Below are 15,589 nucleotides of genomic sequence, written 5' to 3' on the forward strand. Positions count from 1 at the left end.
GGGAGGATATGGCTCTACAATATAAATGGAAACGACATTGTTGGATACTCATGTTGAGCAGCTGTTTTGTGCAAGCTGCTGCTGCAAATGAGGGAAGAGCAGCACTTTTTTGTCAATCTTCAAGTTATGAAAATGATAAGGTATTTCACGATCAATACAATGAGGATATGAAAACAGGCAGATGCATACTTGGAGCCTCTCATGATGTCATGATAAGAACGCGCAATGAATTAGACTTTTTGAAAAAGCCTAGCGATTTTATCATGGATAAGGGTGCTAGAGTGTTTGCGAGTCAACAGGAGCTTGACAGCAGTCATCGTGACAATGCTGGATATAATGCACAAGAACAAAATACTGCGTTTCTTAAAAAGCCTGAACTTATTTCCATTAAAGATGGGGCAATATTAGAAAATTATATCCTTGATAATGAAGGTAAAGCATACATTTCAAATGATGGTGAGATTGATAGTCCAGGGCGATCCATTAATAACACTGTAAGGAATGGTGCAGAGCTTTATGTGTATGCAGGAGGACTCAGTGAGAATAGTAAAATTGAACATGGTGGAATTGAAAATGTTCAGGCTTTAAAGGGAAAACAAGGTTTTTCGAAAAATGCTGTTGTTAAAGAAGGCGGGCACCAAAGTGTTGGAAATGGAGGGAAAGTAGAGGGGACTAAAATTTATGGCGGTGAGCAGCTTGTTTTCGGCGAGGGGGATATTGGAGGAGAGATTAAAGGCAGTAGTGCTTCTCATACTATCATTTATGGTCAAGATGAAACACTAGGCCAACAAAAAGTATATGATGGCGGAAAAGTTTGGAATACAAAAGTTATGCAAGGGGGTGTCCAAGAGGTTGGACAAAAGTCTCAAAGTGCAAAAAATGGTGGTTTTGCATTTGACACAGAAGTTTTTGGTGGTGGTAAACAACGTATCTTAAAAGGCGGTCAGGCTATTGGAGTCACTTTAAATGAGAGTGCTATTCAGGAAATATATACTGATGGATCTGTAAAAAATCTAACAATGAATGATCAAACAAAATCATGGGTGTATGCTGGAGCAACATTAGAAGGCAAGACACAGGTAAACCATTCTGGGCAGATCCATCTTTATGCTGGAAATGATCAACAACGCACCACAGTAGAAGATATTATTTTAAATGGAAAAGATACAAAACTATACTCTATTACTGATGAGTTTGATGGAAAAAGTTCTTTGATACAAAAATTAAGTGGTGAAGGGAGTGTTATTTTTTCGTTTACAGGTTCTGATCCATATTATTCTCAGCTTCATGTGAATAATCTTTCAGGAAATTTACATTTCGCGTTCAATACTACGATTGCCCATAACCGTGGTGATTATCTCTTGGTTGAGAAAGGCGCTGGGAAACATACAATAAGTGTTGCTGATTCTGGAGTTGAAATCACGGATCCTTTTTCAAATAAGCGTGATTTAATTACGGATCAAAGTGGTGGAGCGCATTTTACGCTGACAGATCTTAAGGGTGAAAAAATTAACGCCATTGATGGTGGAACTTATATGTATGATTTGAAAGAAAGAAAGGATGAAAATGGAAAAGTTTGGTTTTTATCGGCAGACCGCCTCAATGGACCAGAACCTTCTATACCAGATCCGACAAATCCTTTTTTTCCTGGAGAAACATCAACAACCCCCTCTACAGATGCAGTGTTAACGTTGTCCGTAGTTCCTGGGCTTATTTTTAATAATGAGTTGCAAATTATACGGAATGGTAGAAAAATTTGGGACAGAAATAAGAAGGATATCGAACTATGGACTTATGGGATTAAGAGCAGAGAACGTGTTGCGACAGGCCATACACACTTTAAGCTTGGGCAGACAGGTTTAGTCTTTGGTGCTGATCAGTTGAGTGAATTAAGGCATGGAGAGTTGTATGTTGGTGGTTTCGGGAGTTATGATCAAGTACGTATTTCTCATGCACGAGGTGGTGATAGTGATCTGAGCTCTTATAGCATTGGAACTTACGCAACTTATTTTGATCATCGTGGATGGTATATGGATGGTGTTTTGAAATATAATTATTACCAGGATGATTTGAAAGCCATCTCAACGAATGGTTTAGCCATTCAAAGTCATTACAATCAGTGGGCGATAGGTGGATCATTTGAGATTGGCTGTTATTTTGAACCGGCACAGAATACTTGGATGCAGCCTTATATCAAGCTAACAGGTTTGCAGGTTGAAGGTAAAAGAATAAAACTTTCCAATGGAATGATAGGTGATCTAAGCCCGTTAACTTCATTCCGCAGTGAAGTTGGATTGACTGCAGGACATGAATTTTTTGTGAGTTCAGAAACTTCATTAACAGCTTACATTATGGCAGCTTGGTTGCGTGAGAATATAAATAATAATTATACGACAATTAATAACCAGTATAAATTTATTACAGATTTATCAGGCAGTGCGGGTAAATTGGGAATTGGTTTAAACGGTTCGGTCAATGATAAACTAACACTTTATGCGGAAGCACATTATCTAAAAGGACATAAGATTAAGAATGCTCTTCAAGGTATTTTAGGATTACGCTATAGTTTCTAAATATGTGTGCATGGCTGATTAACTTTACAAATGTAATTGTTTTGCAAACTTAAACAGATAACGTTCGGCTATGTCTTCTCGAGAGTTTAAGGACTTTCTCAAATAGTAGAAATGTCTTTATACTCTCTCTTTTAAAGGCAACATACTGAATTTATAATAATAATTCATTTTTATGCATGTTGAATGAGAGTCGCGAAAATCATAGGATTCTCTCATTCCAAATCTGTTTATGTTGAATCAATCAAAACCATTTTCTTGCACGTCACAAGCAGGCAAGCCTGCGTGGATAAAAATTGTACAAGAAAGAACTAAAAATACCTCTTATTAAACTGCCTCAAGTACCAAAGGGTGTCGCGTTGCAACATTTTAGGGCTGGAAAAGTGTGTGATGGTACCGGTTTGCTTACGCCATAAGCGTATGGGGGTTCAATGGCTTTACCGGTATACCATTCATGGATGACGTCGCGAAATGGGCTTGGGTGCGTTGAGAGATATCTCTTTAAAACAAGTGTGTGAATGTACAACCCAATGGCGTTTTGTTTTACGTGAAGAGGGGCCCCATTAAAGGGCACGAGCATTTTTTTCATCTATAATTCCAGATATGCAAATTATTCCTTGAATTTAAGTGAACATTTTGAATTTTATTCAATTTTTCTGCCTTAAGTTAGAGTTTTTTAGTGGCTCATAGATAAACAACTTAAAGTTGCTTAAATTAAAAAAATACACTAAAAAATTGTATTTAGACATAAATAAAACACATTATGATACAATCTAAAACGAGCTACCTATGTAGCCGCGGGGTATTTTTCTAAATAATTGAGAGTGGAGTGTGGATAATGCGGTATAGATACAAATTAAGTTTTTCAGTATTGATGATCAGTAGTTGTCTTGTGCAATCTGCAAGTGCAGTTGAGAGTAGGAATAGAGTGCTAACAAGAGCAACACATGTGGTAAATAGAGAAGAGGAAGAAAAAAAAATAGCACTGATGTCTAATTTTTTTCGCAATAATACTATTCTCAAAGATGGTGATGTAGAGCTTGTTGATAATGGAAAATCCTCCGTAGGATCTAATATTAAAAAAGGTGGGATGCAGATAGTTGTACGCGGAGGAACTGCAATTAATGCTGAAGTTAGAGGTGGTAAGCAGTTTATTCATGAAGAGCCCAATATTGATCTTACACGCGTGTTGAGACGGAGTAGTGCATATAATTCCACAGTTACTGGTGTAGATGGAGCAATAGGGCAGCAGAATGTGTATGATGGGGGAGGTGCTTGGTATGCGAAAGTGGGAAATGATGGAGAACAAAATATTTATGCGGGGCAAAGAAAGGAAGGGGGGAGAGCAATGTTTACAGAAGTTTCTGGGAATGGGAGACAGCATGTCTTAGCACTAGGGGAGTCTGTGAAAACTACTTTGAAGGATCAAGCTATTCAAGTTGTATATCCTATGGGATTTGTAGATACTTTAACAATTACCGATTTTGCTAAATCGTGGTTCCATGTTGGTGTACAAGAAGTCGTTGGAGAAGTAAGGATCAATGGTGGCGGAGAACTTTATTTATTCGCTGGCGATAGGACAAATCATATAACTAAGAAAAAAATTCCTATAGAAGAGAGCGTGGATGAGATAATATTTGAGGTTGGTGAACGGAAGATAGGAGAAAAACCACAGATTAAAATTAAAGATTTAGGGGGGCAGGGTGGGACTGTTATTTTTTCTTCTATTCCGTATGATCCACGTCATATTTCACTTTATGTTGAGAGACTTTCAGGGGATTTACATTTTCGATTCAATATTAGCGCTACGTGGGATGCGAGTGATTATTTGTTGATTGGTGAGGGCTCAGGGAATCACAAAATAAATATTGCAGATTCTGGACGTGAAATTACAGGTCCTCTCTCACAAAGGAATAGTTTGGTTACTGAGCTTCCGTTAATTACCGATAGAAGCCACAATGGCGGAGCTAATTTTACTCTGGCAGATCTTTTGGGCAAGGACATTACAGCTGTTGATGGTGGAACCTATCAGTATCGCTTAGTGAAGAGAGGAAGATGTGCTGATTCTAGTGGTAGTGCTACAATTTGGTATTTAAGTAGAGCTTCTGGAGATACGGAAGGTTCTAATTCTGAAGTAGAGTGTGTGAATAAGAAAGCGAAGATTCCTCTTGCATTGTCTGCTGATACGGGTATACAGTCTGATCAAGGGGCTTCTTCTGAAGGAAAAAATACCGGTCCTCGTCCACTTACTAAAAAACAGCCATCTAAACCACGACCTCCACGTCATTTAAGAGGGGCACAGAATGTCTCTAGTGTTTCTGTATCTCCCTCTCAAGAAAATCAGACTCTTGTAGCGTTTCCTCTATCAGGTCTTCATCCTTTTTCTGATGAAAAACAACAAACTGCTGTTTCAACCTCTTCTCAATCTTTAGCCGATCAAATGACTTTGCGTCCAGTTCATAAAGAACAACCTTTTCCACAATTGAGTGAGAAACTTTCAGTTTCTCACTTTTTGACCACTCCCTCTACAGATGCGGTATTGTCTATGTCTGTGGCTCCAGCGATGATTTTTCACAATGAAATGCAAACCGTACGTGCGGGAAGAGGAATTCTAGATAAAAGTAAAAAGAATACGGCTTTATGGACCTATGCGATTAAATCTAAAGAGAGTGTTGTTACAGAGCATATAGATTTTAAACTGGATCAGACCGGTATCGTTTTGGGGATCAATGGTTTAAGCGAGTGGGAAAATGGAGAATTTTATATAGGTGGTTTTGGCAGTTATGATCGTGCCCGTGTTGCGCATGCACGGGGGGGTAACAGTGGAATCAATACTTATGGTATTGGTGCTTATGTCACTTATTTTGATCATAGTGGATGGTATCTCGATGGTATTTTAAAATACAATCATTATCAAAATACTCTAAAAGCCGTTTCAACGAATGGTTTAGAGATTGAAGGAACATATACTCAAAGGGCATTGGGAACTTCCTTTGAAGCTGGTTATCGACTTAAGACGTCAAAGAACAGTTGGTTGCAGCCTTATGGACAATTTACATGGTTGCGTGTTGAGGGTAAAGAAATCAAGTTATCGAATGGCATGACAGGTGACATGCGTCCATTTACTTCATTACGCAGTGAGGTTGGCTTATCTTTAGGATATGAATTTGGTTCTCACATGGATTCCTCATCGCTTGCGTATATTACAGCAGCATGGTTGCGTGAGAATAAAGATGACAATCAAACATTAATTAATCAACGTCATCCATTTACCACGGACTTATCGGGCAATGCAGGTAAGTTAGGATTAGGTTTAAGCAGTTTTGTGAGTGAGAAGTTAAAGTTATATGGTGAGGCCCATTATGTTAAAGGACATAAAACAAAACAGTCCTTTCAGGGTATTTTAGGTGTACGCTATAGTTTCTAACGATATGGTTATTTTTTGATTGATTTCAATGATAATTTTGATAGGAAGCATTTAAAATTATGGAAGAAGATTCAATATTTATTAAGAGTCGGTAGCGCATTTTTATGATGGGATGAGCAATTGCAGGATTTTTATTAAAGTTTTCTTTATAATTTATTCTATATTTTTGAGAATTTGTATAGATTTTTGCAGAGTCACTTGGCAAAGGGCTCCTTGCTCGCTATAGAAATGGCCAGAGAATGTTATCAATGAAATAAAGGTGGTTAAATGGCTTTAGAGCGTACTTTTTCGATGATTAAACCAGACGCAACCCGTCGTAATTTGATTGGCGCAATTACTAAAATGCTTGAGGATGCGGAGCTACGTGTTATTGCGTCTAAACGTGTCTGGATGAGCAAACGTGAGGCTGAAAAATTTTATGCTGTTCATAAAGAACGTCCTTTTTTTAGTGAATTGGTTGAATTCATGTCTTCTGGTCCAACCGTTGTACAAGTTTTGGAAGGTGAAAATGCAATAGCTAAAAACCGTGAAGTAATGGGGGCTACGAATCCTAGTAATGCAGAAGAAGGGACAATTCGTAAGGTTCATGCTTTATCGATTGGCGAAAATTCTGTCCATGGATCCGATAGTGCTGAAACGGCAAAAACAGAAATCGCCTTTTGGTTTCCTGAGGTAGAAATTGTTGGTTAATAAAGCGTTTATAATAATAAAGCGTATATAAGAAGCAAAAATCCGAAACACTATGTTTCGGTTTTTTGCTTATAAGATTATAGATTTTTTTGAAAGCATATAGAGCATTAATCGTTTTTTTAGCTTTTAATATTACAGCTGCTTTTACGAAAATATAAAGCCTATTTACTCTTTTTTGAATAGCTTTTATCTACACGTCCCCCTTATTTGTAATGTGCAAAACAGTGTTTGATTGATTTATCATTAATAAAAATAAATCAATCTTATGCTATTCTTATCTCTTATTTAAGTACAAAAAGATAAATTATCATTATAAATCTCCATACTCTTCATAGGATAACGTGTTTTAAACCTGCACGAAAATAATCCCACCCTGTCCACAATGTAAGGAGGGCAGAAATCCACAACATAGTAATGCCAAACTCTACTGTGTAAGGGAAAATTTTATTACCGGCTGGTCCAGCTAAAAGAAATACAATAGCGATCATCTGTACAAAAGTTTTCCATTTTGCAAGACGAGAGACAGGAACACTAACTTTTAACTCAGCCAAATATTCACGTAATCCTGATACAAGAATTTCTCTGCAAAGAATGATAATAGCTGCCCATAGTGTCCACCCAGCGATGGTACTGTCTGCGGCAAGCAAGAGCAAACAAGCAGAGACGAGAAGTTTATCGGCAATTGGATCTAACATGCGACCAATATTGGATGTTTGTTCCCAAATACGAGCAAGGTAACCGTCAAGAAAGTCAGTAATGGATGCAACGATAAAAATAGAAACAGCAATCCAGCGAGTGATATCACTTGATTGTAGTCGCCCTTCTAAAAAAAAGCATGCAACAACCATTGGGACTGCAACAATTCGTGCATAAGTTAAAATATTTGGAAAAGAAAAAGTATGATTTTTCATGGAGCCATTTTTAATTCTTGTGAAAGAGAATATATTTCCTAAACGTAACAAGGCGAAGGTAATGAAACAAGCCTATTTTTCATGAAAATGGTTATAAATTTTTTGTGCAATTGTCATAGAGATTCCCGTAACTTTTTTTAAATCTTCAAATGAGGCACTAGCAACAGCTTTGGCACTTCCAAAATGATGAAGCAATGCACGCTTTCTTGTCGGACCGATATTTTCGATTTCATCAAGTGGGTTTTTGAATGTTGCTTTTTTTCGTTTTATCCTATGAGTTCCAATCGCAAAACGGTGTGCTTCATCACGCAGACGTTGCAAAAAATAGAGGATAGGATCACGTGGAGGAAGTGTAAAGGGGGGAATACCTTTTATAAAAAATCGTTCACGTCCCGCATGACGGTCAACACCTTTGGCGATTCCAACAACTGTGAAGAGATCATTTAATTGTAATTCAGCAAGTATTGCATGTACGCTGTTGATTTGTCCTTCACCACCATCGATTAAGATAAGGTCAGGCCAAATGGGAAAAAGATCATCATCTTTTATGTTATGACTTCTATTTGGCAGATCATGCTCTTTGATAAGGCGTGAAAATCTTCGTTTAATCACTTCTTTCATCATGCCAAAATCATCGCCAGGCGTGATATCTGTTGAGCGAATGTTGAATTTTCGATATTGATTTTTAATAAATCCCATTTGACCAGCAACAATCATAGCCCCTACAGCATTTGTTCCCATGATATGAGAATTGTCATAGACTTCTATCCGGTGTGGAGGAAAAGGTAGTTGGAATGTTTTAGCAAGACCTTGAAGCAATTTTGTATGGGTGGCTGTTTCAGAAAGCTTATGTTCAAGTGCTTCATGAGCATTGAGATAGGCACGATTAACAAGAGTTTTCCGTTCACCTTGTTTGGGTAAAGAGAGGGATACTTTGTGGTTTGCTTTGAGACTAAATGCTTCTGTAAGAAGTGCCTTTTCTTCAATTTCTTCAGATAAAAGGATGCTTTTGGGAAGTGGTTTATCATCGTAAAATTGGGCAAGAAAACTCGCTAAAATTTCAGTGCGGGAAAAAGAGGGATCTGCTTTAGGAAAATAGGCACGGTTTCCCCAATTTTGCCCCATGCGAAAAAAGAACACTTGAATACAGGTCATTCCTTCTTTTTGCGCAATTGCAAATACATCCGCTTCTTTTATCGTTTGAGGATTAATACCTTGATGGCTTTGTATGTGAGAAAGGGCTGATAAGCGGTCACGATAGGAAGCTGCTTGTTCAAAATCAAGATTTTCTGCGGCTTTATGCATAGCTTGAACCATATCGCTTTTAATAGATTGATCTTTTCCCGAAAGGAACGCTTTTGCTCCTTTCACCAGTTCTTTATAATCACTGTCACTAATTTCATGAGTACAAGGTGCAGAACATCGCTTAATTTGATAAAGCAAACAGGGGCGTGTACGGTTTTCAAAAACTGAATCAGTACAGGTTCGTAATAAAAAGGCGCGTTGTAAAACATGAACTGTTTGTGTCACTGCACCAGCAGAAGCAAAAGGACCAAAATAGTGAGCTTTTCGTGTTCGAGCACCACGATGTTTGTAAAGTGCAGGCACTCGATGATCATCTGTAATCATAATATAAGGGAAACTTTTATCATCACGCAGGAGTACATTAAAATGTGGATGCAATCTTTTGATGAGATTGGCTTCTAAAAGGAGTGCTTCTGTTTCTGTATGGGTGACGATAAATTCCATATGATATGTTGCACGAATCATGCGGGTAATACGATTATTGTGTCCTTGTTCACGTGTATAGTTTGAAACACGTTTTTTGAGATTACGGGCTTTGCCAACATAAAGAATATCACCATTTTCACCAATCATCCGGTAAACCCCTGGCTTATGCGGAAGGTGTCTAACAAACTCTTGTATGAATTTGATACCTTGGAACTGATTTTTCTCATTGCTTTGATTGGCATTATGCCATGTAACATTAGAGAGAAAAGAAAGTTTTTCCCGTTCATTTTGCGGACAATTTGTATTATTTTTCAGGACCATTCCGTTTGTTACGAATATGTTGTTTGTTTAATATATGAAATATTCTTTTTTATTAAATAATGATTATTTATGTCTTTATAATTTTTTTCTATAAATAATATCTTATAACATAAGAGTATGATTTTAGAGAGCCGATCTTTCATAAAAAATATGAGAGTTGTTATTCTAAGACAGCTTTATGAATTTGCCCAATTTATCCATTAAAATGATTGAAATAAGAAATCCATGATGATTAAGAGGATAGACTTTCTAAAAGGAAAAAAATTAATTCACGCTGATCGTTATTAGCTTACCATTATAATATGTTGGTATTATCCAAAGAATCAAAGAACTTTATCATTTAATGCCTTTGTATTTTACAACATGATATTTGATTTAGAAAAAATATCAGAGAAAGATCTAACATAACAGATGTTCTTTTTGAAGCCACTTATGCGTTATTTGGGCATTTTCATCTTGTCCCAGACGGTTGATAAGAAAGGGGCTGAGTTTTTTCATTTCTTCTTCCAAAAGGTAGGGAGGGTTAATAATAATCATACCACTTCCATTCATTGTCGGTAGACTTGAACTTTTTCGGATACGCATTTCAAGCTGTAGAATCTTAGGAATTCCGGTTTGATAAAGCGCGTGAAGAAAACTTTCAATTTCTTTGTCATATTTAACAGGATACCATAAAGCGTAGATTCCTCCAGAAAAGCGACGATAGGCTTTCGTTAATCCATCAATAAGGCGGGAAAACTCTCCAGTTTTTTCAAAGGGAGGGTCAACAAGGATAAACCCACGTTTTTCTTTTGGTGGTACATGAGCATTTAAGGAAAGCCAACCATCTAAATGCAGAACTTTTGTTTGATAATCTCCTGCAAAGTTTTTTGCTAAAATATGATAATCTTCATTGTGCAATTCTATTGCGGTGAGGCGATCTTGTTTCCGTAATAATTGACGAATAAGAACAGGAGATCCAGGATAAAATACAATTTCTTTTTCCCCTTTATTGAGGGCATCAATGATATCACACCATGGACAAAGGAGTGTTCTTAAATCTTCTGGGATAGGAGTTGAAAAAAGTCGTTGGACACCTTCGCGACACTCTCCTGTTTTATGTGCTTCTAAAGAAGAAAGGTCATAAATACCGATTCCAGCATGCGTATCTATAACGCGAAAAGCTTTTTCTTTGCGTTTGAGATATTCTACAATGCGAGTGACAATAATGTGTTTAAAAACATCAGCAAAATTGCCAGCATGATAAATATGCCGATAATTCATGGAGTAAACTCTATCATATGTATAACTGTACCGGATTATTAGCATAGAATAATAGAATTGATATCCATAAAAATACTCTTGTAGAAATCAAACAATACCCTCACTCCCAAATTATACACTACAGAAAAAATATTAATGTCATTGGAGCATTTATTCACAAGGCTATTTTTATATTATGAGATTAATCGTTAAAATTTTAAATTTTTTATATGAAAGATAGACAAGAAGAGATCAAACATTTCAATAGAGATATTTATGTTGTAAGAGAAATTTTTTATGATCGCGGACTCTTCTAGGAAGACTATAAAAAACACTCAATTAACGAGAATATTAGTGAAGTTTGTTGAAAATTGAAGGGTATCTTTCAAATTCATTCATCAATTTGCTTGTTTAAAGATTAAAGAATTTCAAATGCTTGATAAAAACATTGTTACATTTATAAGTTTTTTAGCAAGCGTAAAATTATGGATAGAGCAATAAAGTGCTGGTGTTATAGTGATAGATTTTTGTAAAAGTGTGAATGAATTTCATTGCTTTAAGCGGAGCCAAAGCTTTACATTATACACGCTAAATAGCTAGGTTATTGTGTATGATGCTAAAATAAAACTTTTGAAAATTGATATGTGCTCTGCAAGCTATCTCAATCAAAATGAGGAATTTTAAACTAAAGTAAATAGGTTTATCTATCTCTAACACTGTATTATCGAGCGGCTTTATGAGGTAATCTTATAAAAAAGGCTAGGATAAGAAATTCTTTTTATATGGATTATGCTTCGATACCATGCTTTTGATTGAATGTAATTTTCTATTCATGCCCATTCTGTTTTCAATACTGAGATAGGTTAAACACATGATATTATGAGAACGCATGCCCAGAATCCGGAGACTTGTAATAGTTAGAGCATACAGTGGCTTAGAGAGCTGGTTATATGGAGGTATTTTACTGAATAAAGGCACAAGCTGGTACCTTTTTTATTTTTTAGCAGTATTGCCATACCTCTTGGCACTTGAGTTGGTTCATAAAGTGCATTTTTACTCTTTCCGCTAATAGTTTTTATTTACACGCCAGATATTTAATTGAATACGATGATGGCTCATATTTCGTATTGTATATGGAATAATGGATGATAAAATTTCCACCCCAACGCAAAGAGTAAATGTTGTGCGTAAGATGATCGTTTTTGAAGAGACTGATGATGTGTTAAGAAAGTTTTTTAGAGATTTTTCTTTCTGATTTTTTTAATTGAATACGTAAAATGTTTTACAGCATGTTATGATTTTTATCAGTAAAGGATAATTTGGCGGAAATGTTTGTAATGATACGTACAACATTGTTTAAAAGGAAAGACATTGGCTATAGTATTTACAGGAAGATGAGTAACCTAAGAGATCAGATGAAGTTATTTTAGAAAAGTTTTTAAGTGTTTTGAACTTTGTATGAAGTGGTTTATCATTTTTGAATGGTTTGTGTTATAATACGCTAAAAAAGGATGAGAGGATAAAAAGTTCTTTTTGCAATAAAAGCGTGTAATTGCTTTTAAGTTAAGAAGAAAATATATAAGTAAGATATTATATTTGATACATTCTTCAGGGGAAGCATGGATAAATGAAATCAAATTTAAAAGCATAAAGTTAGAGAGAATAATGGGTAATATTTTTTCACCAACGCATTTAATTATAATTTTATTGATTATCTTTGTGCTTTTCGGTCGCGGTAAAATTTCTGAATTAATGGGCGATGTTGCTAAAGGAATTAAAGCCTTCAAAAAAAATATGAAAGAAGAAGATGACGGCATTGAGGATAAAGTTGAAATGGCTCCTACTTCCCAAATGATTGATGTAGAATCTCAACAATCTCAGCCGTTATCGGTAAAACATGCAACAGCACGCAGAAAGGTTTCTTCTGTTTCTAAAAAAAGCAAAACATCTGTTGCTAAAAAACAGTAACAAAAACGCAATCATCATTGTGCAATATTTTTTGATGAGAAAGTCGAATTAAGAGATGTTTGGGATTGACGGACCAGAGTTTATCGTAATCTTACTTGTTCTCATCATTGTCGTTGGACCAAAAGATTTACCTAAAATATTAAAGACAGTAGCAAAGATAAGAGCGTATGTGTATTCAACAGCAAATGAACTTCGTCATCAGTTTGATGATGTAATAAAACAAATCGAGCGCGATGATTTGCAAAAAGTATGTTCGGATATTAGCGATTCAAGCAAGAAGTTGGCAGAAACTTTTGATCCCACTCAAAATATATTAGAGGATATCCACGATAATTGGGATGTTAAGGAAACACATCATAAATCAAAAAAAGATAAAGAAATTTTGGAATGTGATCAAAAGGTAATCAAGAAAGATATGACAGTTTCTATAGCTTCTCATCATTCTGAAAACATTTTTGTTTCTCCTAAAGATAAAGAAAAAGAAGATATGTCATGAATGTAAAAAAAAATGAAGTTGATGCTAATATGGCTCCACTTTTAGAACATTTAATTGAACTTCGTCAGCGAATTATTTCTGCCTTGGTTGCATTTATGATCGCTTTTATGATGTGTTTTCTTGTTAAAGATTATATCTTAAATTTTTTACTATGGCCATATCAGTGGGCAATGAAAATAGCAGGGGGTAACCCTGAGGGTATTCGTTTGCAATCAACGCAAGTATGGGAAACTTTTTTAACGAAGATGAAGCTTTCTGCTTTTGGGGGAATTATTTTATCTTTTCCCTATACGGCTTTTCAGTTTTATAGTTTTATTGCACCAGGGCTTTATAAAAATGAGCGGATGGCTTTTTTACCATTTCTCATTGGGGGGCCTATTTTATTTTGTATTGGGGGAGCGTTTGTTTATGGTCTATTAGCGCCAATAATACTATGGTTTAGCCTTTCTCAACAATTTCTTCCAGATGTTCATTTAAAAATAGAGTTTATAGTGCGTATTTCTGATTATTTGGGCTTTATGACATCATTTATCCTAATTTTTGGTTTGATTTTTCAATTACCTCTTGTCATCAGTCTTTTAACAAAAATTGGATTTTTAACGTCTCATGATTTGGTGTCTAAACGAAAATGGGCTATTTTGCTCTCTTTTATCATTGCGGCAATCATAACGCCGTCGGATTTTTTTACGATGTTTGCAGTGGCTTTACCAACAATAGCACTTTACGAGATTTCAATTTTAATTGCTTACAGTATAGAAAAGAGAAGAAAATCCGCTTAAGAAAAGTGTATAATCTTATGCGATAAGGAATGAATAAAAACAATATAAATGAGGAATTTTTATGCTTGATATTAAGTGGATTCGTGACAATCCTGAGAAATTAGATAAAGCACTCGTAAGTAGAGGTCTTGAGCCACAAGCTGAAAGGTTAATACAACTTGATCTTGCACGTCGGTCGCATATTGCTAAGGTGCAATTGGCGCAGGAACGTCGCAATGCTGTTTCAAAGGAAATAGGACAGGCTTTAGCGGTATCGGATCAGCAAATGGCTGAACGTCTTAAAGCTGAAGTTGAAGAGATTAAAGCTTTTCTTTCCTCTGCAACAGTGGAAGAAAAACAGCTGACGGAGAGTCTTGAGAAAATTCTTTCAGCACTTCCCAATATTCCATTAGATGATGTTCCAGAAGGTAAAGATGAAAGTGATAATGTCGTCATTCGACATTTTGGTACACCTCCAACATTTAATTTTACACCAAAGGAACATTTTGATCTTGGTCAAGATCTCAAACAGATGAATTTTGAACGAGCTAGTCGTTTGTCTGGAACACGTTTTACAGTACTTTCAGGGGCGTTAGCACGGCTAGAACGAGCATTAGGCCAATTTATGCTTGATGTGCATGTCAATGAGAATGGTTACACAGAAGTCTCAGTACCTCTTCTTGTTCGTGATGAGATTGTTTACGGAGCAGCACAATTACCGAAATTTGCTGAAGACCTTTTTCGTACAACAGATGGTCGATGGCTTATTTCCACAGCAGAAGTGCCATTAACCAATTTGGTCAACGATGAAATTTTTGAAATATCAGATTTACCACTGCGATTTTCTTCTTTATCTCCCTGTTTTCGTTCAGAGGCGGGAGCAGCCGGTCGTGATACGCGCGGTATGTTGCGTCAGCATCAATTTTGGAAAGTTGAAATGGTCTCGATTACCAGTGAAGAGCAGTCTTTAATTGAATTGGAACGTATGACGGAATGTGCAGAAGATATATTAAAACGGCTTGGTTTGCCTTTTCGCACAGTGGTTCTTTCTACGGGTGATATGGGGTTTGCAGCGCGTAAAACCTATGACATCGAGGTTTGGCTTCCTGGTCAAGAATGTTATCGTGAAATTTCTAGCTGTTCAGTTTGTGGAGATTTTCAAGGTCGTCGTATGAATGCGCGCTATCGTAAAGACGGCGATAAAAAATTGCATTTTGTTCATAGCCTTAATGGTTCTGGTACGGCTGTTGGACGTTGTCTTATTGCCGTACTTGAAAATTATCAACAGGCTGATGGATCAATTATTATTCCAGATGTTTTACAACCTTATATGGGAGGCATGCGCTGTATTACTGCTTAATTTTACGAAAGGAGAGACAATATGCGTTTATTGCCAAGAGGTGATGATACACAGATGCAAGTTTTTGCCTTTTTAAAAGAAGCAGTTTGTCAGTATGATAAAAGTGCACCTCCAT

At 36.3% G+C, this 15,589-nt stretch carries 10 protein-coding genes and 1 pseudogene; 8 read left to right on the plus strand and 3 right to left on the minus strand.

The genetic code is table 11. The features are described 5' to 3' along the window. Positions 1-8: 8 nt before the first annotated feature. The 4 genes and pseudogenes from bafA (ACFINY_RS00905) to ndk all read left to right on the plus strand — a co-directional run bounded on the left by bafA (ACFINY_RS00905) (position 9) and on the right by ndk (position 6,687). Entirely contained in the window at positions 9-2,573 is a 2,565-nt protein-coding gene (bafA, locus tag ACFINY_RS00905) for a BafA family autotransporter (protein ID WP_375611249.1), read from the plus strand. Between the two features lie 323 nt (positions 2,574-2,896). Next, positions 2,897-3,122, plus strand: a pseudogene (locus ACFINY_RS00910) (hypothetical protein); the annotation flags it as partial. Positions 3,123-3,408: 286 nt separating this feature from the next. After that, on the plus strand, positions 3,409-5,997 hold the full coding sequence (bafA, locus tag ACFINY_RS00915; RefSeq protein ID WP_375611250.1) for a BafA family autotransporter: 2,589 nt from the start codon (positions 3,409-3,411) through the stop codon (positions 5,995-5,997). Positions 5,998-6,264: 267 nt separating this feature from the next. Further along, positions 6,265-6,687: a nucleoside-diphosphate kinase gene (gene ndk, locus ACFINY_RS00920; protein WP_375611251.1), complete on the plus strand. Its 423-nt coding sequence runs from the start codon at positions 6,265-6,267 to the stop codon at positions 6,685-6,687. A 329-nt stretch (positions 6,688-7,016) separates the two neighbouring features. Here ndk and pgsA read toward each other — a convergent pair whose 3' ends face one another. From pgsA to ACFINY_RS00935, 3 genes are all read right to left on the minus strand, one after another. Beyond that, complete coding sequence (pgsA, locus tag ACFINY_RS00925) at positions 7,017-7,598, minus strand: CDP-diacylglycerol--glycerol-3-phosphate 3-phosphatidyltransferase (protein ID WP_273723320.1); 582 nt, start codon at positions 7,596-7,598, stop codon at positions 7,017-7,019. A gap of 72 nt (positions 7,599-7,670) precedes the next feature. After that, entirely contained in the window at positions 7,671-9,650 is a 1,980-nt protein-coding gene (gene uvrC, locus ACFINY_RS00930; protein WP_375638105.1) for an excinuclease ABC subunit UvrC, read from the minus strand. A gap of 399 nt (positions 9,651-10,049) precedes the next feature. Next, positions 10,050-10,913, minus strand: coding sequence for a 23S rRNA (adenine(2030)-N(6))-methyltransferase RlmJ (locus tag ACFINY_RS00935; RefSeq protein WP_375700761.1), 864 nt, complete (start codon positions 10,911-10,913; stop codon positions 10,050-10,052). A 1,644-nt stretch (positions 10,914-12,557) separates the two neighbouring features. On the opposite strand from ACFINY_RS00935, the gene tatA reads away from it, so the two are divergent. From tatA to serS, 4 genes are all read left to right on the plus strand, one after another. Next, positions 12,558-12,860 carry a twin-arginine translocase TatA/TatE family subunit gene (tatA, locus tag ACFINY_RS00940; RefSeq protein ID WP_375611300.1) on the plus strand — a complete coding sequence of 101 codons (303 nt, stop codon included), beginning with the start codon at positions 12,558-12,560 and terminating at the stop codon, positions 12,858-12,860. Between the two features lie 55 nt (positions 12,861-12,915). Continuing rightward, positions 12,916-13,356 (plus strand): twin-arginine translocase subunit TatB, encoded by a 441-nt coding sequence (locus tag ACFINY_RS00945; RefSeq protein WP_375611254.1) that lies wholly within the window; start codon positions 12,916-12,918, stop codon positions 13,354-13,356. Then, complete coding sequence (gene tatC, locus ACFINY_RS00950; RefSeq protein WP_375611255.1) at positions 13,353-14,135, plus strand: twin-arginine translocase subunit TatC; 783 nt, start codon at positions 13,353-13,355, stop codon at positions 14,133-14,135. The genes ACFINY_RS00945 and tatC overlap by 4 nt, the downstream gene beginning before the upstream one ends. A gap of 61 nt (positions 14,136-14,196) precedes the next feature. Further along, positions 14,197-15,474 carry a serine--tRNA ligase gene (gene serS / locus ACFINY_RS00955; protein ID WP_375611256.1) on the plus strand — a complete coding sequence of 426 codons (1,278 nt, stop codon included), beginning with the start codon at positions 14,197-14,199 and terminating at the stop codon, positions 15,472-15,474. Positions 15,475-15,589: the final 115 nt, after the last annotated feature.

The organism is Bartonella sp. AA23NXGY (assembly GCF_042197165.1).
In the GTDB taxonomy this organism is placed as follows: Bacteria; Pseudomonadota; Alphaproteobacteria; order Rhizobiales; family Rhizobiaceae; genus Bartonella.

Excerpts from the sequence above, each read along its gene's own strand:
- pgsA (WP_273723320.1), bottom strand. The coding sequence starts at position 7,598 with ATGAAAAATCATACTTTTTCTTTTCCAAATATTTTAACTTATGCACGA.
- bafA (WP_375611249.1), top strand. The coding sequence starts at position 9 with ATGGCTCTACAATATAAATGGAAACGACATTGTTGGATACTCATGTTG.
- uvrC (WP_375638105.1), bottom strand. The coding sequence starts at position 9,650 with ATGGTCCTGAAAAATAATACAAATTGTCCGCAAAATGAACGGGAAAAA.
- bafA (WP_375611250.1), top strand. The coding sequence starts at position 3,409 with ATGCGGTATAGATACAAATTAAGTTTTTCAGTATTGATGATCAGTAGT.
- ACFINY_RS00945 (WP_375611254.1), top strand. The coding sequence starts at position 12,916 with ATGTTTGGGATTGACGGACCAGAGTTTATCGTAATCTTACTTGTTCTC.
- ndk (WP_375611251.1), top strand. The coding sequence starts at position 6,265 with ATGGCTTTAGAGCGTACTTTTTCGATGATTAAACCAGACGCAACCCGT.
- serS (WP_375611256.1), top strand. The coding sequence starts at position 14,197 with ATGCTTGATATTAAGTGGATTCGTGACAATCCTGAGAAATTAGATAAA.
- ACFINY_RS00935 (WP_375700761.1), bottom strand. The coding sequence starts at position 10,913 with ATGAATTATCGGCATATTTATCATGCTGGCAATTTTGCTGATGTTTTT.
- tatC (WP_375611255.1), top strand. The coding sequence starts at position 13,353 with ATGAATGTAAAAAAAAATGAAGTTGATGCTAATATGGCTCCACTTTTA.
- tatA (WP_375611300.1), top strand. The coding sequence starts at position 12,558 with ATGGGTAATATTTTTTCACCAACGCATTTAATTATAATTTTATTGATT.